General features: G+C 42.0%; 17 protein-coding genes and 1 riboswitch. Of the genes, 6 read left to right on the top strand and 11 right to left on the bottom strand.

What is annotated here, in order from left to right; genetic code table 11:
• Positions 1 to 191: 191 nt before the first annotated feature.
• A complete protein-coding gene (locus B7E06_RS01595; protein WP_082232219.1) occupies positions 192 to 1,601 on the bottom strand; it encodes a hypothetical protein in 1,410 nt (469 codons plus the stop codon).
• Entirely contained in the window at positions 1,601 to 2,299 is a 699-nt protein-coding gene (locus tag B7E06_RS01590) for an ATP-binding cassette domain-containing protein (RefSeq protein WP_082232217.1), read from the bottom strand. The genes B7E06_RS01595 and B7E06_RS01590 overlap by 1 nt, the downstream gene beginning before the upstream one ends.
• Before the next feature lie 615 nt (positions 2,300 to 2,914).
• On the opposite strand from B7E06_RS01590, the gene B7E06_RS01585 reads away from it, so the two are divergent.
• Complete coding sequence (locus tag B7E06_RS01585) at positions 2,915 to 3,460, top strand: flavodoxin family protein (protein ID WP_082232215.1); 546 nt, start codon at positions 2,915 to 2,917, stop codon at positions 3,458 to 3,460.
• Between the two features lie 49 nt (positions 3,461 to 3,509).
• Here the strand turns inward: B7E06_RS01585 and B7E06_RS01580 are convergent, their stop codons facing one another.
• The 6 genes from B7E06_RS01580 to B7E06_RS01560 form a co-directional block, all read right to left on the bottom strand.
• Positions 3,510 to 4,529, bottom strand: a complete 1,020-nt coding sequence (locus tag B7E06_RS01580) for a HEAT repeat domain-containing protein (protein ID WP_082232213.1) — start codon at positions 4,527 to 4,529, stop codon at positions 3,510 to 3,512.
• A gap of 28 nt (positions 4,530 to 4,557) precedes the next feature.
• On the bottom strand, positions 4,558 to 5,661 hold the full coding sequence (locus B7E06_RS01575; RefSeq protein ID WP_082232211.1) for a 5-methyltetrahydropteroyltriglutamate--homocysteine S-methyltransferase: 1,104 nt from the start codon (positions 5,659 to 5,661) through the stop codon (positions 4,558 to 4,560).
• A gap of 84 nt (positions 5,662 to 5,745) precedes the next feature.
• Positions 5,746 to 5,851: riboswitch (SAM riboswitch) on the bottom strand.
• Between the two features lie 60 nt (positions 5,852 to 5,911).
• Positions 5,912 to 6,406: a PfkB family carbohydrate kinase gene (locus tag B7E06_RS22315; protein WP_342743612.1), complete on the bottom strand. Its 495-nt coding sequence runs from the start codon at positions 6,404 to 6,406 to the stop codon at positions 5,912 to 5,914.
• Positions 6,379 to 6,771 carry a PfkB family carbohydrate kinase gene (locus B7E06_RS22310; protein ID WP_342743611.1) on the bottom strand — a complete coding sequence of 131 codons (393 nt, stop codon included), beginning with the start codon at positions 6,769 to 6,771 and terminating at the stop codon, positions 6,379 to 6,381. Before B7E06_RS22310 ends, B7E06_RS22315 begins: the two co-directional genes overlap by 28 nt.
• A gap of 96 nt (positions 6,772 to 6,867) precedes the next feature.
• Positions 6,868 to 8,031 carry a lactate 2-monooxygenase gene (locus B7E06_RS01565; RefSeq protein ID WP_179133916.1) on the bottom strand — a complete coding sequence of 388 codons (1,164 nt, stop codon included), beginning with the start codon at positions 8,029 to 8,031 and terminating at the stop codon, positions 6,868 to 6,870.
• Between the two features lie 109 nt (positions 8,032 to 8,140).
• Positions 8,141 to 9,559, bottom strand: coding sequence for a YfcC family protein (locus B7E06_RS01560; protein ID WP_245807650.1), 1,419 nt, complete (start codon positions 9,557 to 9,559; stop codon positions 8,141 to 8,143).
• Positions 9,560 to 9,738: 179 nt separating this feature from the next.
• On the opposite strand from B7E06_RS01560, the gene desA reads away from it, so the two are divergent.
• The 3 genes from desA to B7E06_RS01545 all read left to right on the top strand — a co-directional run bounded on the left by desA (position 9,739) and on the right by B7E06_RS01545 (position 12,580).
• On the top strand, positions 9,739 to 10,770 hold the full coding sequence (gene desA, locus B7E06_RS01555) for a Delta(5) desaturase DesA (protein WP_082232209.1): 1,032 nt from the start codon (positions 9,739 to 9,741) through the stop codon (positions 10,768 to 10,770).
• A gap of 80 nt (positions 10,771 to 10,850) precedes the next feature.
• Positions 10,851 to 11,984, top strand: coding sequence for a sensor histidine kinase (locus B7E06_RS01550; RefSeq protein ID WP_082232208.1), 1,134 nt, complete (start codon positions 10,851 to 10,853; stop codon positions 11,982 to 11,984).
• Positions 11,981 to 12,580, top strand: coding sequence for a response regulator transcription factor (locus B7E06_RS01545; protein ID WP_082232207.1), 600 nt, complete (start codon positions 11,981 to 11,983; stop codon positions 12,578 to 12,580). Before B7E06_RS01550 ends, B7E06_RS01545 begins: the two co-directional genes overlap by 4 nt.
• Before the next feature lie 38 nt (positions 12,581 to 12,618).
• Here B7E06_RS01545 and B7E06_RS01540 read toward each other — a convergent pair whose 3' ends face one another.
• Together B7E06_RS01540 and B7E06_RS01535 are read right to left on the bottom strand one after the other, a co-directional pair.
• On the bottom strand, positions 12,619 to 13,878 hold the full coding sequence (locus B7E06_RS01540) for a M48 family metallopeptidase (RefSeq protein ID WP_082232206.1): 1,260 nt from the start codon (positions 13,876 to 13,878) through the stop codon (positions 12,619 to 12,621).
• A gap of 221 nt (positions 13,879 to 14,099) precedes the next feature.
• A complete protein-coding gene (locus B7E06_RS01535) occupies positions 14,100 to 14,933 on the bottom strand; it encodes a YihY/virulence factor BrkB family protein (RefSeq protein ID WP_082232205.1) in 834 nt (277 codons plus the stop codon).
• Positions 14,934 to 15,085: 152 nt separating this feature from the next.
• On the opposite strand from B7E06_RS01535, the gene B7E06_RS01530 reads away from it, so the two are divergent.
• Both B7E06_RS01530 and B7E06_RS01525 read left to right on the top strand, forming a co-directional pair.
• Positions 15,086 to 15,493, top strand: a complete 408-nt coding sequence (locus B7E06_RS01530) for a DUF4395 domain-containing protein (RefSeq protein ID WP_082232204.1) — start codon at positions 15,086 to 15,088, stop codon at positions 15,491 to 15,493.
• 293 nt (positions 15,494 to 15,786) lie between these two features.
• Positions 15,787 to 18,552 (top strand): pullulanase, encoded by a 2,766-nt coding sequence (locus B7E06_RS01525; RefSeq protein WP_245807649.1) that lies wholly within the window; start codon positions 15,787 to 15,789, stop codon positions 18,550 to 18,552.
• A 38-nt stretch (positions 18,553 to 18,590) separates the two neighbouring features.
• Here B7E06_RS01525 and B7E06_RS01520 read toward each other — a convergent pair whose 3' ends face one another.
• Positions 18,591 to 19,763 carry a TraB/GumN family protein gene (locus tag B7E06_RS01520; RefSeq protein ID WP_245807648.1) on the bottom strand — a complete coding sequence of 391 codons (1,173 nt, stop codon included), beginning with the start codon at positions 19,761 to 19,763 and terminating at the stop codon, positions 18,591 to 18,593.
• Positions 19,764 to 19,884 lie beyond the last annotated feature (121 nt).

Below are 19,884 nucleotides of genomic sequence, written 5' to 3'. Positions count from 1 at the left end.
TTGAAAAAACGCTCGCCATTCTATCGTAACATAATATCTAGTACCTAGTACCCTATAAATTTCACAAACAACCAATATTTTTCCAACTATATAACATTCCGCCCCGCTTGCCGGTTTTTGTCGGTTTTAGGGGCAGTTTACAAAAAATTAAATATTTAAATTATATGAAAAAAATAAAAATCTCAGATATATTAAACTTTAGGTCGCAAAAAGAGAAGATGAATCTGCCGGTTTACATAAAAAGGTACGAGCAATCCTAAAAGGGCAGGCGGAAAATAAATCCCTGCTCCTATCACGAGATATCCAAACAGGCGCAGCCAGTTTTGCTGTCTTGTTCTTTTTCTAAGATAAATCTGTGTTCGAATCAACAGGATCTGCTTCAGGTCAATTAATCCCCATACTGCCATACATCCTGTTTGAATAATTAAAAACAAACTTATTTCTTTAATACTCCACCCTGTAATAAAGAAGACAAACAGCAAAGGAACAAGCCCCCATGCTCCCCACCGAAAGTAGCTTTCCTGCCAGCCTTTCTCTTCAATAGGTACAACAGACAATAAAGGATGTTCAGTAAAATGATTGATGAATAAGCTTCCAGAAATCTCAACATACACAAATAACGCTATGGGACATGCAAAGTAAATCAGCCACGACGCCTGATGTGGAAAAAGGCCGATTACAAGAAGGCAGATGCCCATTGTTTTCCATATATAACCGAAATTCTGCAGAAAATAACGCCGCCACATTCTGTGATACAGCTGGTAAATGGTGGTAAACCTCTGTTTGGCACTACGGCTTCTGAAATAAGTCTGGACTATTCCATACCTTTTCGGCGGTCTGATATTTACACTTGTCATCTGGCTGATTAAGCGTATATTCCAAACCCTTGCATCATTCACCTCAACGACTCTTCCCCAATTTACCCCATGAAGAAGACGCGGAAGCAGGTAAACATTTACCGCTAATAGAATTAAACCCAGGCATAAGCCGATCCATGCCTTATCCCACTGAAAGGACTCTGTCATTCCTCTCATCCCGGCTACAAAAGCCAGTATGAAAACCACCCACAACAGCTTTTTCCATTTTGAAACAGAATACAATTTCCATTGAACAACGATCGTTAAAGTAAAAAAGAGAAAATAAACGGCAGCCATTCGAAATGTAAATGAATTAGTAAAAGGCGTCATGATCCCGATAATGGCCGCCAGCCCAAAAACAGCCAGGAGCTGCCAGAACCCATATACTAAAGCCATGTGCCAAAGCATATCTTTCCGAGTATGAGGAAGCATGCTGAGCTTTAATTCAGAAGAGGTAAAAGTTAAACCTGAGTGTGTGAATGACTGGAGAACGGCTTTTACGAGCAGTGCTGAAGGAAGAATCCACAGCCACTGTTCCACTCTCATCTCCCAGCTTGCAATAACAGGGAGAAAATGTGTCAGCCAATCGGCCAGCATAATGAGAAACACCATTCCGAAGACCACCATGTAAATAAAAACCGTCCAATCAAAGACAAGCCTGAACCCTTGTTTATAAAGATCAAACTTTTTTTTAATACGTTGACCACGGACCCATCTGTACACTTCCCATGTCGAAAGGTTCATCAAGATTCCCTCCGATCCAGTGTCTCAAAATTTTCAATGGCTCCTGAATCAGAAACAGACCCGCCCGTCAGCATAACAAATTCATCAGCCAGATTTCGTACTTTGTCAAGCTGGTGAGTTGTAAGCAATATACTTGTCCCGTCATTTTTTCTATCTTGGAGAACTTCAATAAGAGAGGCTCCTGCGTATACATCCAGCCCCATAAACGGTTCATCTATTAAAAGGAGGGGAACATCAGGGAGAAGCGCGCAAATAGCCTGTGTTTTCTGTCTCATTCCTTTAGACAGTGCCTCCGGGTATTCATCGAGTTTATCAATCAGTTCAAAAGTCTCCGCGTAATGATTGGCACGGGGAATAAAAATTTCATCTGGAATGTCATAACTTTTCTGATAAAGCTGAAAGTGCTGAAATACAGTCAGTTCAGGCAGAAGAAGCGGTTCTTCCGGGATATAACTGTATTGATATTTGTAATCTGCATAGTTTTCATCCTGATCCATGTCATTAATTTTAATGCTTCCTTCAGAACGTTCCAGACTGCCGATGATAGCTTTCATTAGAGTCGATTTTCCAGCACCATTATGACCGACAAGCGCTGTTATGACACCTTTAGGGACCTCAAAAGAAATGTCTGAAAGAATTTTTTCCTCCCGTATATAGACATGACACTGGTTTACGCGGAGTACGGATTGATTACTCATTTTGGTTTCCTCCGTGACAGGTTTTCTTATAATACGAACGAAACCAGCTGCGGGTTTCAGCATCAAAAGGAAAATATTTGAAGACTTCTTTTTGTTCCATTATCGGAAAAGAGGTTCTGTTTGCTTTTTGAAAACCGGGGCCGGGGAAAGACTCGCTTTCCATAGGCAAATGGTGAGCTTTCTCAGGTTAAAGCCTTCCGGAATCTTGCCCTGTTCTTCTTTCCGATAGGATTATCACCGTTCCCCGGCTATGATTATAAGTATAAACGGTCTTTTAAAATTTCTCGTGCTTCTCCCCATGAACTTTACGAAAATTTAACATTCTGTTACCACTATTATCGTTAAAGAGGCTGAGAAATGGCGGGACACGCAAGCGAATCAAGCTAGCTCGCCGCTCAAAAAGGGAGTCATTTTCCGTAAGCTTCATTTAAATAGGAAGCTTTTAAACTAAATGAACAAAAAGCTATTCACAGAACACCTCATTTTCCATATACCCTTTTACAGCTGATAGAACCCACTAACTATATTATTCAAGAAAAAGTTTACACACTGGCTATGGAACGAAATAAAGAATTAGTATATGGTATTAATATCTAGTGAAAAGGAGGGAGAACAATGAAGATTTTAGTGATTCACGGATCAACAAGACCGAATGGAAATACGGAAACACTAGCCATGCTCGCGGTTCCTCCTGATGAAACTACTCATGTTTTTTTAAGGGATCATCAGATTACCCCTATTAAGGATGGTCGTCATTCAGCAGAAGGATTTGAGCCAATCACTGATGATTTCAGCGATATTTTTGACCAGCTGTTAGAACATGAAGTCATTATATTTGCTACACCGATTTACTGGTACAGCATGACATGTGTGATGAAAACCTTTATTGACCGCTTTTCACAATCACTGCGTGAAGAAAAATATAAAGATTTTAAAGAGAAGATGCAGTCAAAGTGGGTATATGTAATTGCTGTTGGCGGGGATCAGCCTTCTGTCAAAGGGCTTCCGCTCATTCAGCAGTTTGAATATATTCTTCAATTCTTTGGAACCACATTAAATGGTTACATATTAGGAGAAGCCAATAAGCCTGGCGAAATCCATAATGATAAAGCCGCTTTACACACTGCTTCCGCATTAAAAGAAAAACTCAGCCACACTTAATATCTTATAACACAGGCAGAGGACGAATTAGAAATGTCTAAATCGTCCTCTACGAGCTTTCCTGTTCTTCATGATCCTTCCAAAGCAAAAGCCGGATCCGGTCTAAATCTACAACTTTGTAATAAACATAGGTTACTTCATCGAGATCAATTAGCCCTGTAAATTGTCCCTGTTCCATAAACTCCTCAATTTCATGCAGTGTATCCTCGGAAAAGTGGAGACACATCCCTTCCACAATTGCTTCCCTGTACTCCAAATCCTTCGATTCTGAATACAGCTGCCGCAGAGCCTGTAAAGCTTCATCCGTTTTTATCTGGATAAGAACTTGAAGAGGGAGTGTTTCCTCTTCCATCTGGCAAAGTGGATAAAGTTCTTCTATAACGGCACTTGAATGATAAGTACACAGTGTTTGGGCAGCCATACCCCGGAGAAGAATATCTTCACTGGTCAAGGCTTTTACTAATGGATATACATATCGATCATCAGGGAAGTAACTAAGCGCATAGGCGTTCATTGCAGTATGAAAGGAAGTGGAAGGCGATTGAAGAGCTTCTTCTAACTCACCAACCGCTTCTTCTCCATCCATCCAGTTTTTCTTCACCATATAATCAACAGCCATTTTAGCTGAAATTAAAAATTGCGGTTCATAATTCTCATCGAGCTTTCGAATAATTTCCGTATAAAGTGGATAAAGTTCGTTTTTTGTATTACAAGAGAGGATTTTTTCATAGTAATCCCACACGTCATTCGTTATAAAGGAGTAAAGCTCATCTTTATACCGGGCTAGAACCCCAATGTCTATCTTCTCTATCAGCGGCTGAAAAAAATGAGGATTTTCTGAAGCCTTCAGGGATACTGTGAGTTCCTGTACAGCTTCTTCTTTAAGAGTGATTCCATTTAACCAGGATATATAAGGAAACCAGCCGTTCTGCCTGCTATTTCTTAAACTTTCGGCGATTAGTCGGTCAGGTATACCTGCCTGTCCCCTTAATGAAAGCATAATAATTTTCAAGACTGTTTCATCACTTGTATTCCAGTAAGGCTCTACCCGTTTCAAAAAAGAATCCATCGGCTTTCACTCCTATTCCTGCTTGCTTCTAGTTCCACACCTCATCAGCAATTTCTACAACATGGCGCAGTTTTGCCCACTGCTCCTCTTCCGTTATAATATTCCCTTCTTCGGTTGATGCAAATCCGCATTGAGGGCTTAAACAAAGCTGTTCTTTAGGTACAAGCTGAGCGGCTTCTCTCAATCGAGCTTTGATTTTCTCCTTATCTTCAAGCTCGGGAAATTTTGAAGTAACAAATCCAAGCACCACTTTTAAATCGTCCCGTTTTACTTGCTTGAGCGGCTCTAATCCGCCTGAACGTTCCGTATCGTATTCAAGGAATAACCCATCAACATTCAGTTCATTAAACAATGTCTCTGAAATCGTGTCATAGCCTCCTGCCGCTGTATAGGTTGAGCGGAAGTTCCCGCGGCAGATATGCATCGTAATAACCATGTCTTCGGGTTTTTCAGCTATTGATTCATTAATCGCTTGAATAAAAAGCTGTAAAAGCCGCTCAGGTTCCTGCCCGCGGTCTTTTATCTTCTGACGTCCTTCCTCTGAGAAAAAGGCAGCCCAGGAAGTATCGTCAAGCTGAAGGTAGCGGCAGCCTTCGTCATAAAAAGCCTGAATCGCTTTTCGATAAGCTTTCGTAAGATCTTTTAGGAGCGATTCATCATCTGAGTAAACGTTTCTGTCGATTTCGCCCCGGAAAACGAGCATATTCGGGCTCGGAATTGTAAATTTCGCGACATGATCCGGTCCAACTACAGAATGCAGAAATTTAAAATCTTCCAGCATCGGGTGCCTGTCAAAGTCTACTTTATCAATTACCCGGACGGAATGAGCTTTCGTTTCTACCCCTTTAAACTTTATTCCTTCTTCAGGTGTGAATCCTTCTACCCCTTTTAATCCTTCAAGGAAGTCAAAGTGCCACCATGAACGGCGTAAATCACCATCAGTAATTGACTGGAGGCCTGTCTGCTTTTGTTTTTCAACAAGCTTAATAATTTCTTCATCTTCTATTTTACGCAATTCTTCTGCAGATATCTCTCCCTGCTCTTTCTGATTTCTCGCTTCCTTTATTCGATTCGGGCGAAGAAGGCTTCCCACGTGGTCTGCTTTAAACGGTGCCTGTTCTGTCTTAATCATGTCTATCCTCTCCTCTGAATGATTTTCCACAAAAAAATCTCTTCTTTATAAATAAGAAGAGACCGTTTTATGTACGTATGACTCTTCTTATCTTTCAGGTCCAATCACCTGGAGGAATTAGCACCTTGCGTTAAAAACACAGGTTGCTGAGGCGTCTGCGGGCCATACCCTCGACCTCTCTTGATAAGAGATTAAATTGTAGTTTCTATCGTATCAAATTTCCCCTGGGAAATAAAAGGAAATTTAATCTTTAGGCGTTAAGTCTCATCCGCTCTTCGACTTGTTCAAAAGTCGGCATGCCAGACTGTGCCCCAAAACTCTCTACACAAAAAGCAGCAGCTGCATTCGCAAACCCGATCGCCTGCTCTACAGCATAGCCCGCCCCCAATGAAAAGGCAAGAGCCCCGTTGAAGGTATCGCCCGCTCCTGTTGTATCCACTACTTTTGCAGGATATCCCGGAATAATCAGCTCCTTAAATTTTGCCCCGATCGGACCTAAGGTCATAATCAGCTGGTCATAAGAGCACTTAGAAAATAATAGAGAAGCTTCCGGCTCATTTGGTGTGATATAGCTGCACTTCTCCCATACAGTCTTAGCAAGAGGCACAGCGGGTGCAGGATTTAAAATAAATGGAACCCCATGCTTATGACAGTAATCCGCCGTCCATTCTACCGTTTCAATCGGTACCTCAAGCTGACTCAGGACAACATCGCTTTTCAGCAGTTTTTCTTTAAAAGAGTGCACAAATCAGGAGTTACTTCCTTATTTGCACCGGATATAACCATTATCCGGTTATCCTTGTTCGTGAGCAGGATGTTGGCCACACCCGTTGCCTGTGTATTTGAAGACCCAATAAACTCTGTATTTATGTTTTCCTGCTTCATATGCTGGATTAATTGTTCCCCGATAGAATCATTTCCGACCTTGCCTATTAATGAAACGTCAGCACCAAGACGGGCCGCTGCTACGGCCTGATTTGCTCCTTTTCCCCCGGGCTTCATGGAAAAAGACTCACCGAAATTCGTCTCCCCCTGATCCGGTATTCTCGAAGCCGTTGTAAGGAGATCCATATTGAGGCTTCCTACGACTGTAATAGCTGGTTTTTTCATAAATCGACCTCCCCGAATAATAAGTCCCTCTTATTATGTCGAAAAAGCTCAAAAATAAAAAGACCCTGATGCTTTTTATCAGGATCTTACCCAATGTTACATTTTATATAAATGAGAAGCATCTAAATTTCTTACCGTACTTTCTCCTGTTAAAGCAAGCGTAATATCCAGATCTGCTGTTAAATTTCTCAGCACTTCCCGGACACCGCGCTGCCCTGCCACTGCTAAGCCATACATACAAGGGCGCCCGACAAGCACCGCTTTCGCTCCGAGTGCCAGCGCCTTGATCACATCAGCCCCGCGCCGGATCCCGCTGTCCATTAACACGGGGATTTGATCTTGAATAACTTCCTGAATTAATGGCAGAGCATGTAAGGCACTAATTGCCCCATCTACCTGGCGGCCCCCATGATTAGATACGATGACTCCATCCACCCCATGTTCTAAAGCGAGCTGTGCATCTTCAGGGTGAAGGATGCCTTTTAACAGAATCGGAAGAGTGGTATGTTTACGAATAAAAGAAAGCTCCTCCCACGTTAGGCCAGGATTTCCGAAGGTCTGGGTCCACTGCGTAATAGCAGCTGTGGGATCTTCCTTTGGCGACTGTGAAAGGCGGGAGCAAAAAACAGGATCTGTAAAATAATTGCCTACACCTTCGCCTGCTAAAAACGGCAGATATACATTTTTTAAATCATTCTCCCGCCATGCCATCATCGGGGTATCTAACGTAATAACGATCGCTGAGTAACCGGCATTCTCCGCCCGTTTTAGAAAGCTTGCAGTCACCTCGGGGTCTTTATTCCAGTAGAGCTGGAACCAGCGAGGTGCTTCACCGATAGTTGTTGAAATCTGCTCCATAGGCACCGTAGCTGCTGAGCTCGTTATGTAAGGGATACCCATCTCTGCGGAAGCTTGGGCTGAAGCTAGTTCTCCATCTGGATGAATAATCGACTGAACGCCTATCGGGGCTTGTAAAATAGGAAACTTAAGCGAATGGCCAAGAAGTTCAATCGACAGGTCCCGTTTTTCTACATTACGGAGCATACGAGGAATTATTTTCCATTCATCAAAAGCCTGAACATTGGCTTTTATCGTACTTTCTCCGCCGGCTCCTCCGGCTACATAATAATAAGGCCCATCAGCTAATACTTCACGTGCTTTCTCTTCCCACTCTTCAAAAATAACAGGCAGCCTGTCAGGGTCAGGGTTATGCATCGTTTGATACACTTGAAATTGAACTTGGTTTCCGTGATTTCCCACCGTATTCCTCCTCCATTATTGTTCTACATCCATAATATCACACATAATGAAAACCCTTACAAATTAAACAAGACAGCTCCTATTTATACAGGAACTGCCCCTCCATCTCTTAAACAGGGCCCCAGTTAATCAGAACAGCAATGCTTAACATAACCACAGCAATAACCATCCATATAAGCAGGAGCGGAAGCATCCACTTTGCCCATTTAAGCCACGGTACACCGGCAACAGCCAGACTGGCCATTAGTGGGCCGGATGTCGGAAAGATACTGTTTGTAAATCCATCACCGAACTGATATGCCTGCACGGCTACCTGGCGGGTTACTCCCACCATATCTGCCAGTGGAGTCAAAATAGGCATGGCAATCATCGCCTGGCCGCTTCCCGATGGGACGAGGAAGTTCATCACTCCATTGGCGGCAAACATCCCCATAGCTGCCATTATAGGTGTCATGCTTTCAAGCGGCACTGCTAAAGCATTTACAGCAGTATCGAGAATCTGGGCATTTTCCATAACAATTAAAATAGCCCGGGCCACACCGATAATAAGCGCACCATAGACAAGCTTTTGACAGCCATCAAGAAACGTTAAAGCGATCTTATTGTAATTCATCCCGGCAATTATGCCGCATACTAAACCGATAATAATAAAGAAAGCAGCCATATGGTCTGTCGTCCACTCGAATTGAATGGTGGCAAAAATAAAGAAAGCTAAAGCCAGCCCGACAAAGCTGAGCATCAGTTTATGCCTCATCGTAAAAGGGGCCTTTAAATCTTCCGTTGAAGAGCCACTTTTATCTAATACGCCAATCAAGCTTCTCGATGGGTCATTCAATATCCCTTTCGCATAACGCCACGTGTACCAGATGGTAACCCCTACAATTACGACAAATGCTGCCAGTCGAAGCGCCATTCCGGAAAACAACGGCAGATCTGCAATTGACTGAGCAATTCCGATCGTATAAGGATTCATAAATCCAACATTAAACCCTGCAAAGGTCGCGCCAAATGTGATAGCGACGGCCACAATTGCATCAAGCTTCAGAGCCCGGGCGATGATTACACCAATGGCTACAAATGGAATAACGGCATTAGCGATTGCCCCGACCGCTCCTCCTATAGCAAAAAGCAGGGAAACAACGCCGATTAAAAAGAATTCTTTCCCTTTCGTCTTATGTACAGCTTTTAATATCCCGCCTTTTATGGCTCCCGACCTTTCAATCACTTCAAAGGCACCACCGGCAAACAAGACGAGGAAAATTAAGCCGGCGGACTCTACCATCCCTCCCTGCAAAGCAAGGAATATTTCCATAAATCCAGTCGGTTCACCATCTACTGATGAAAAGGTGTCCGGAATGACCCGCTCCACCCCATCAACCGTCTCTCGATCAAATGTACCTGAAGGAACAAAATATGTAGCGGCAACAGCCAGTAATAATACAAGAAATAGAATGACATAAGTGTCAGGCATTTCCCATTTTTTCCGCGGTTGGCTCTCAGGCTGTGAATCTTCTTTTTCTAATCCCAATCTCTATCCATTCCCTTCTAAAAAAGATAGTGTCAATTATGGAATATTTTAAAAATTAAGTCAAAACTCTTCACACCCATGATAAATGTCATACCTGTCACCTGACGTTTATGTCTTACATTACTTACATATTTTTAATATGCTTAGAAGACAATAAAGAGCAAAAAAGGGGTTATCAAATGAGCCAACGTAAACAGGCACAATTAAAAAAAGACGTCTCATCCTTTGCCAAGGCAGATAATAAAGCCGGCATTCTTCAACTAATTAATACAATCGTGCCTTTTGTGATTCTTTGGATTCTTGCTTATCAGAGCTTATCGGTTTCTGTGTGGCTGTCCCTGCCATTTTCACTTGCAGCCGGAGCCTTTGTCGTCAGAATCTTTATCATCTTTCACGATTGTACACATATGTCCTTTTTTAAAAATCAAAAAGCGAACCGAATCATCGGAAATATTACCGGCATCATTACCCTCTTTCCTTTTGAAAAATGGAAAAGAGAACATTCGATTCACCACGCAACAAGCAGTAATTTAGATAAACGCGGAACCGGGGACATTTGGATTATGACGGTAGAGGAGTATAAAAAAGCTTCTCTTAAAGAACGTCTCACTTACCGTTTCTACCGCAATCCGCTCGTTATGTTTGGTTTAGGACCTCTTTATCTGTTCTGTCTTACCAACCGCTTTAATCGTAAAGGACCAAAGAGGAAAGAGCGCCTGAACACTTATTTTACAAACGCAGCGGTCGCCATACTTTACAGCCTTCTTATTTTCATTGTCGGCTGGAAGGCATTCTTACTGATTAATGTTCCGATTTTGTATATATCCGGCTTTCTTGGCATCTGGCTTTTTTATGTACAGCACCAATTTGAGGATTCTTACTTTGAAGATGAAAAAGAGTGGGATTTTGTTAAAGCAGCTGTTGATGGAAGCTCCTATTATAAGCTTCCGAAAATCCTGCAGTGGATCTCCGGAAGTATCGGCTATCACCATGTTCATCACTTAAGCCCAAGAGTTCCAAACTATAAGCTTGAAGAAGCTCACGAATCGACACCTCCTCTGCAGAAAGCAACGACGATTACGCTCGCCTCAAGCCTGAAGTCACTTCGTTTCAGGCTGTATGATACGAAAAACAAATCATTTGTCAGCTTTAGAGAGGTAAAAAAACGTAATCAGAAAGTATCGATTAAGAATCCGAGTTTTGAGAAATAAATAGAGAAAGCCCTATTCCTATTCCAGGAATAGGGCTTCTTTTGTTAAAATAAAGAGACCTACAAGCAAAGGAGAACATTATGCAAAACTGGTTTCAAATTATCCCTAAGAATACGGGACTCAGCACATATATATGGATTATCTTTTGTTTACTTCCTTTCTTTTTCATAGTCCGTTCATCATCACTCCTTGAAATTTTCTTTGGAGTTTCGATGATCCTGGTGTTTTTCCTGGCTTATCGACTGTCCTTTATATCCCATAGCAAAAGTGTCTATGTATGGGTCAGCCTCAAAATGGTGATCAGCGTTACGATGACCCTGCTTTATGGTTACATTTACTTTGCCCTTTTTCTTGCCTTTTTCATCGGAAATATCCCGCGGCTGTCAGGATTTCTGACACTATACATTGTTAACCTTGTCACAACGCTTGCCGCAATCACCACTGTTTTTCTTACTCAAAATGAAGCCCTGTTTCCACAGCTTCCTTTCATTATTATTTGTGTGATCGGAGTGATCCTGCTTCCATTCACCGTGTATTACCGGATTAAGCGGGAGAAGCTGGAAGGGCAGCTTGAGGATGCGAATAAAAAAATTGCCCAGCTGATGGTGGTTGAGGAAAGAGAACGAATCGCCAGGGATCTTCACGATACCCTTGGACAAAAGCTGTCATTGATTGGGTTAAAAAGCGATCTTGCCGGCAAGCTTGTGGAAAAGAAACCAGAAGCGGCCCAAAAAGAAATCCATGATATTAACCAGACAGCACGGACAGCCTTAAATGAAGTCCGAGAAATGGTCTCAAGTATGAGACGTGTAAAACTGGAAGAAGAAATACTGCGAGTCCGGCAGGTGCTGGAAGCAGCCGGAATCAAATTTTCCGTTGAACAGCTTCACTATTCTCCCCTGCCTCCTCTCGTGGAGAATGTACTGAGTATGTGCCTGCGGGAATCGGTCAATAATGTCGTAAAGCATAGTGACGCGACGGAGTGCTGGCTGAGTTTTCAATTAACACCAGAAGATTTTGAAATGCGTGTACAGGATAATGGTATTGGCTTTAGTAAACTTCAGGTTTCACTCGACGGCCACGGGATTCAAGGAATGAAAGAACGTCTGGAATTCGTAAATGGCAGTCTGGAAATTGCTTCTCATAACGGGACAAGAATTACCATTAGTGTTCCTTACCTCAATCAAAGTCCGAAACAGGAGGAAATGCTATGATTCGTATTATTATTGCCGAAGATCAGCGAATGCTGCTGGGGGCGCTCGGTTCTCTGCTTGATCTGGAAGAGGACATGGAAGTTATCGGAACAGCAAAAAACGGGAAAGAAGCCTGCGATTTAGTCAATGATCTAAACCCTGATGTCTGCATTATGGATATTGAAATGCCTATCAAAAATGGTCTTGATGCAGCAGAAGAACTGAAAGATCATAAATGCAAGGTGATCATATTGACTACTTTCGCGAGGGCCGGATATTTTGAACGCGCCCAGAAGGCGGGTGTCACTGGCTATCTGCTCAAAGACAGTCCGAGTGAGGAGCTTGCCCATTCAATTCGTAAGATTATGGAGGGACAGAAAGTATTTGCTCCTGAACTGATCGATGTCGCCTTTGCTGAAGAAAATCCGTTAACCGAACGTGAAAAACAGGTGATCCAGCTGATGGCCGATGGAAAAACGACGAAAGAAATATCCAAACAGTTATACATTACAACAGGGACGGTAAGAAACTATATTTCAGTCATTTTAGACAAGCTCGAAGTTTCCAATCGAATTGAAGCGATTTCCCGCTTCCGGGACAAAGGCTGGTTTAAATAAAAAAGAAGGCAAAGAGCCTGTGTGCTCTTTGCCTTTTCTTATTCCTCTTCATAATCTTCAAGCATATGAATACGCTCCATCATTGTAGGGTGGCTGTAACGGAACCACTTGACGAGCAGCGGAGGGTTTACCTCACTGAGGCCGTTAACGGTCAACTCCTGAAATGATCCGATGGCAGCTTCCTTGTCCTGCGTCATTTCAATAGCATATTCATCTGCTGCCTTTTCTGCCTGCCGGGAAACCAGCAGCTCAATTGGAGTGGACGCAATCGAAAGCGCCGTCAGCAGTACTAGAAGAACAGGCAGTGATGATATATCAGAAATACTTTTAACTCCAAAGTCCCTTCCCCACTTTGTGATAACCTTTATGAGCAGTTTATACGTTAAATAGAGACCGATGAAGCTTGCGAAAATAACCCCTGCTAAGTTCATATACAGATGATTCATCACATAGTGGCCGATTTCATGAGCCATGATAAAAAGTGTTTCTGTATCATCTAAACGGTTCAGTGTCGTATCCCATAGTACAATCCGCAGATTATCACCGATACCGTTGACATACGCGTTCATGCTGTTAGTCTTTTCTGACATATCTACTTCATACACATGATCAGCCGGCACATTGGCTTCTTCTGCCAGTGATAAAATTTTAGTTTCCAGCTCGGCATCCTTCAGCTCGGAAAATTCGTTATAAAGCGGATCGATAACTACAGGCTGGATGTACATCATGAAAGCCAAAAAAGGTATTAACAGCCCCCACCCATACAGCCACCAGCGCTTTGGTGCTTTTCGAATCAGCATATATAACACGGTTACTAAAAGTGCCATCATAACAAAACCTATCCAGAAGCTGATCAGCTCATCTTTCATCCAGCTTGAAAAGGTTTGAGTAGAAATTCCATAAGCAGATGACAGCCGGTATCCCACAAAATCAAGCGGAAAGCTGATCATGTAAACGACGGTAGAGAGCAGCAGAACAAAAATCGGAATGTTAACAATAGAAAAGCGAGAGACCTTTTCACCAAACTGTTTAAAAACAGGCGACCAGCCGAAAACGAGAATGGCTATATATATAAGCAACTCGAGAGGAAGACCTATGAAGAACAAAAGGTTTCTGTATCGTGAATATTCTTCACTCAGAGACATTTCCTGTGCTGTCATAAAGGTCGCTGGATCAGCCGCCGAACCCTGATAGGCTTCCGGTACTCCAGGTGTTGTCCATTGAAACAAATATAAATAAACAACTAGAATATATATAGGAAATAAGATAAACAAACCGATCATTAACCGCTTTTTCATTCGCCTTCCCCCTAAACCCTTTTTACCGCTTACTATTACTTGTACGAGTTCTCTACTTATTTATACCACTTTTTATAAATTTTGATCTGGGAACATAAAAAAAGAGAGGTATGGTACCTCTCTTTTATGCGGCTGAATGAATTAAGATAGCCGCACTCGCTTTTCACGGGGTAACGGTGAGCTTCTTCAAGCCGGGAAACTCATTCCCGTCATGATCCCATCTATGCTGCACGTGCCCTTCTCTGCTTCCTGCGGTGGCGGATGACGTTTATTTCGGCTCCGACCATTAAAATAATGCCTGTGATAAAGAACCACAGCATAAGGATAATCACTCCTCCAAGACTTCCGTATGTTGCGGAATAGTTGGAGAAATTACCTATATAAAAGGAAAACCCAAGAGAAGCGACCTGCCAAAGAACGGCTGTAATTATGGCTCCAGGAATAATCTCTTTAAAAGGAAACGTCTTATTAGGAGCAAAATGATAAAGAGCCATTAAACTAAGAGTCATGACTACAATACTAATAACCCAGCGAAGCACCTGGAATAGAACAACAGTCTGCTCCGGAAGATTTAAAAAGCTGCTGATTGTCGATATAATGACTTCCCCAAAAATTGGCAGTGCAAGCGCTACAGCAATAGTGACAATCATTCCTATTGTCAGAAGCATTGACAGTAAACGAACCTTAATAAATGAACGGGTTTCTTCCACATCATAAGCGATATTGGAAGATTGGATAAAAGCATTAACACCGTTTGAAGCGGACCAGAGAGTACCGAGTATACCTACGGTTAGAAGTCCTCCATTCGGCGTCTGAATCAGTTCAAGAATATTATCCTCTATCAGACTTGCTGTCTCTGAAGGCAGGGTACTGTTCATAAACTTCATCGCTTCTTGAGGACTGATATTTAAATAGGGCAAAATGGATAACAATAAAATTGCCAGTGGAAAGATAGCCAATAAATAATAATAAGCCTGGGCTGCACCGAGTAATGGTACATTATCTTTTTGAAACTCTGACACTATACCTTTCACATAATTAATAATCTTCTTCATGAATCAGAAGCCTCCTCTACAGTTGTACTTTTCTATCCCCGAATTTCCTCCATTTGTAACCTTTTCCTCTTTTTTTTAAAAAATAAATGAGCTGAAATCTTTATTCCGAGTAAATCACCCTATATAATAAACATTAAAAAAGGAGTGCCCCTATGAGTATTCCAAAACCGCTCGTACAGCTGAATCAATCGTTTATTATCTTAACTGTCGGCGCAGGACTGCTTTTTTATCCGGCCCTGCTGCTGCTTCCTTTTATCAATGGAGTTTATACTCTGATTTCAAGGAAAAATCCTGTTATTATGCTCGGGAAAAACTTTCTAAATAAGCCGCTAAATCAATATCAGGCAGAAGACAAAGACCAACAGCTCTTTAATCAGTGGATCGCTACAATCTGCATTGGACTTTCCATGTTGTTTATTTTTACAGGCTGGTCCGTTATCGGGACCATCTTCGGTATAATGGTCATTGCTGCTGCAGGTACCGCTCTGCTCGGATATTGCATCGGCTGTACGATTCGCTACCGGTATATGATGTGGAAATATAAACGTAAACATGCTTAAAGTCTTCATTCAAAAAAGATGGCCTTCCACCCTTTTGTGGAAGACCATCTTTTTTTATACATCTGTAAACGGCAATTTAACTCTTTGCCCCTTGCTATCAAATCGAGTGCTGGTAGAGTATTTTTTTAATTTTCTCCTTATGTAAAGAAGTTCCGCGGAAATTTGTGCAAACGGTTGTCCGAATTACACGCACAACTTAAGTTCTATCTTACCAAAACCTATTGTTATTTAATTACAATTCACATTATAATTAATGCAAGCGGTTTCATAAAATTCATAAAGGAGAGGTTTTATTGGTTAAAAGAAATGTTTATCTTTTATTGGCTGCATTACTTGGTTTTAGTATTTTCTCACCTGAGTCAACAAAGGCAGAAACTGGAGAAAATACGGTCCGTATCCACTACGACAGGGATGATGCTAACTATAAAGACTGGGGGTTATGGTTGTTTGAAGATGTAGCTGTGCCATCCGAACAGTCAGGGCCATGGCCGACAGGGGCTTCCAATTTTTCTAAAGACCAATCAGGCGGACAGGGAGCTTACTTAGATGTAGAGTTAAAGGAGAATGCAAAAGACCTGGGTATGGTAGTTGTTAATACGGAAAATGGAAGCAAAGACGGAAATGACAAGGTATTTACTAACGTCAGTGAATATAAAAACCTCTATATTCGTGAGGGTGATGATACGGTATACACAAACCCAGAATACCTTCCAGAAATAGTACTTCAATCAGCCCAGCTGGTTAATGAAAAAACCATAGAAATTCACTTCTCTTCAGAGGATGGACTTAATAAAGACTTGATTCGTAAAGAGTTAAAGATTAGAGACAAGGAAGATAAGGCAATCTCTTTTAATGAAATTGAACTATCCAATGACGGAACAATAAAAGTTACAGGTCCATTTGATATGAAAAACTCCCCTTACCGTATTACCTTTAAGGAAAAATCTGTTACAGCCAATGTCAGCTGGCGCTATATCGATGATACATACGGTTACGATGGAGACCTCGGTATGAAACTAAACAGCGACGGAAGTGCAGATATGAAATTCTGGTCACCCGGAGCTGAGCGTACGTCTATTAAGCTCTATGATAAAGCCGACCAGGATAAAGTAATAGCCAATGTAGATATGCAGCCCGGGGACCGCGGGGTATGGTCTGTGACTCTAGATGAAAATACTACAGGGATCCATGATTTAACCGGTTATTACTACCATCTCGAGATTGAACGTGATGGTGAAACAAAGATTGGCCTTGATCCTTATGCTAAATCGATGGCTTCCTGGAATAGCAGCAAAGGGGACTCCATTGGAAAAGCCGCGATTGTTGACCCTTCTTCTATAGGACCCGAACTCAATTATGCTGATATTACAGCCTATGAAAAACGTGAAGATGCCATCATTTACGAAGTTCATGTCCGTGACTTCACTTCAGATCCCAGTATAGAGGGGGAACTCTCTTCACAGTTTGGTACATTTGAAGCTTTTATCGAAAAGTTAGATTATATTGAAGACCTTGGTGTGACACATATCCAGCTGCTACCAGTTATGAGCTATTTCTTCGCAGATGAAACTGCAAATGGAGAGAGAATGTTAAACTACGATTCGCAAGATAATAACTATAATTGGGGGTATGATCCACAGAGTTATTTTTCTCCAACCGGTATGTATTCCGAGAACCCCGCTGACCCGGAACTTCGTATAAAGGAGCTCAAACGTTTAATCAATGAAATCCATAAGCGGGATATGGGAGTTATTTTAGATGTCGTTTATAACCATACTGCCGATGTAAATATCTTTGAAGATTTAGTTCCTAATTATTATCACTTTATGAATGCTGACGGCACACCTCGCACAAGCTTTGGCGGAGGACGCTTAGGGACTACTCATGAAATGTCGCGAAAAATCCTGGTAGATTCTATTAAATACTGGGTAGATGAATACAAAGTAGATGGATTCCGATTTGATATGATGGGCGACCATGACGCAAAAAGTATACAGAGGGCCTATGATGAAGCAGTGAAGCTAAACCCAAATATCCTGATGATTGGAGAAGGGTGGAGAACATATGCCGGTGATGAGATCAGCAGCGATGTACAGCCTGCCGATCAAGACTGGATGACCGATACGGACAGTGTCGGAGTTTTTTCTGACGATTTTAGAAATGAACTAAAATCCGGCTTTGGAATTGAAGGGCAGCCTCGCTTTATTACAGGAGGCGCGCGCAGTATCGAGCAAATTTTCAATAATATGAAAGCCCAGCCTTATAACTTTAAAACGTCTGACCCGGGAGATGTCGTTACTTACATCGCAGCCCACGATAATTTAACGCTGCATGACGTGATCGCCCAATCCATTAAGAAAGATCCTGATAAGGACGCTGAAGAAATCCATAAGCGAATTCGCCTCGGCAATTCAATGGTATTAACTTCTCAAGGAACTGCTTTTCTTCATGCCGGTCAGGAATATGGAAGGACAAAGCAATTTAGAGAAGTGACAAACGAAGCTCCTTATAAGTCAACGTATATGGAAGATGAACAAGGAAATCCATTCACCTTCCCTTACTTTATCCATGATTCTTATGATTCTTCGGATGCAATCAACAAGATAGACTGGCAAAAAGCCACGAACGAAAAAATGTACCCTATTCATAATGTTACTCGAAAGTACACAGCCGGACTTGTTGAACTCCGCAGATCAACGAACGCTTTCCGGTTAGGTACAAAAGAAGAAGTAGATTCAAATATTAAACGGCTTAACATACCTGAAATTAAAGAGAATGATCTGGCCCTTGCTTTTAAAGCTGAATCTACAGATAACACAGGAGACTACTTTGTCTTTATTAATGCAGATAGCAAAGAAAGAACATTTACGATGAATGACTATAACTTAGCGCCTGGAAAAGTTATAGTTGATGAAGATGAAGCAGGATCAGACAGGGTAAGCTCCCCTTCTGGTTTCAGAAAAAATGCCAAGGAAATTAAAGTGGAACCGCTGACGACAATCGTAGTAAAATGTGATCAAAAAGCCAGCAGTCCGTGTGAAAAGCCAAGAAGAAAATGAAAACAAAGAAGCTCCCGGTTTTCGGGAGCTTCTTTGCTTTAAAGATTTTCGAAAAATACCCGAAGCACATCTGCTCCTCCGATCATCGTTCCCAATGAGCTTCCAAGATTAGCTAAAACTACAATTAATAAAATTCGGGTAACTTTGTTATTCCAAAACCCTTTCACACTTGTAACATCCTCGGCAAGTGTTTCAAAATCACGCACATTCGGGCGTTTGAAATAGGCCTGGACAATTCCGGCAAACCACCCTGCTGCAAGCAGCGGGTTTAAGGATGTAATCGGCGCCGCTACAAATGCCGTTAATACAGCAAGCGGGTGTCCAAGTGCAATGGCAGCTCCTAACGCGGAAAACGAACCATTCCAAAGAATCCAGCTAATCGTCTGCTGTGTTCCTGCTGCCGGATTTGTATAAAAGGTATAAGCGATAATCGCCAGAATAATAACCGGGATGGTCCAGCCAATAATCTTCGGTGCTTTTGACTTTGGCGGCCTTTGATTCAGTTTCTTTAAATCATGCTCTTTATGAATTTCTTCCTTGATGCCCGGGACGTGAGCAGCTCCTAACACAGCGACAACTTTTTTCCCTGGCGCATCTTTAATTTTTTGTGATAAATACTGATCACGCTCATCAATTAGTGGTTTCTTAAGACGAGGGAAGTTATCAGAGAAATCCTGCAAAATAGAATTCAGCATATCCTGTGTCTTCAGCTTTTCGAGTTCTTCTTCAGAGATCTTCTCATTACTGAAAATACTAAGCATCACCTGAGTGAGAAGCTTGGCACGTCCACCCATGCCTAAATTCCCCCAGATCCGCGCGAACGTTATCTGGATATTTCGGTCAGCGAGTACGAGCTCAGCTCCAATTTCATCAGCTGATTCAATCCCTTGAATCATCTCCTGGCCGGCCTGAATGCCAAGCTGTTTGGCCATTCGCTTTTGAAAGGAAGAAATGGCCAGGTTCATGAGCAGAAGCGTAGCTTTTTTATCTTTAATGATTTTAAAAATATCTGTCTCTCTCCAGCTGTTGCCTTCTTTAATTGATTCATAACGCTGTTGATCCAGCTCAACACAGACAGAATCCGGTCGTTCATATTCAATAACCTCCTTCACCTGCTCCGCGCTCTGGCGGGACACATGGGCGGTTCCTATTAAAATCAGTTCTTTATCGTTTAAATGAATCCTTGTAATGTTCTCTTCACTAATCGACATCTATACCCTTCCTTTTGAACATCTATGGGATTTTCTTTCCTATACCTATAGTAAACTAGATCGAAATAAATGAGAATTTATTTCTTTCTTCTTTTCCTATTATAGGGAAAAGCCCAGGAAC

It is taken from the genome of Halobacillus massiliensis, from assembly GCF_900166625.1.
Lineage (GTDB): Bacteria > Bacillota > Bacilli > Bacillales > Halobacillaceae > Halobacillus_A > Halobacillus_A massiliensis.
The sequence above is the reverse complement of the archived record's forward strand: the minus strand, read 5'-3'. Positions and strand labels throughout refer to the sequence as shown.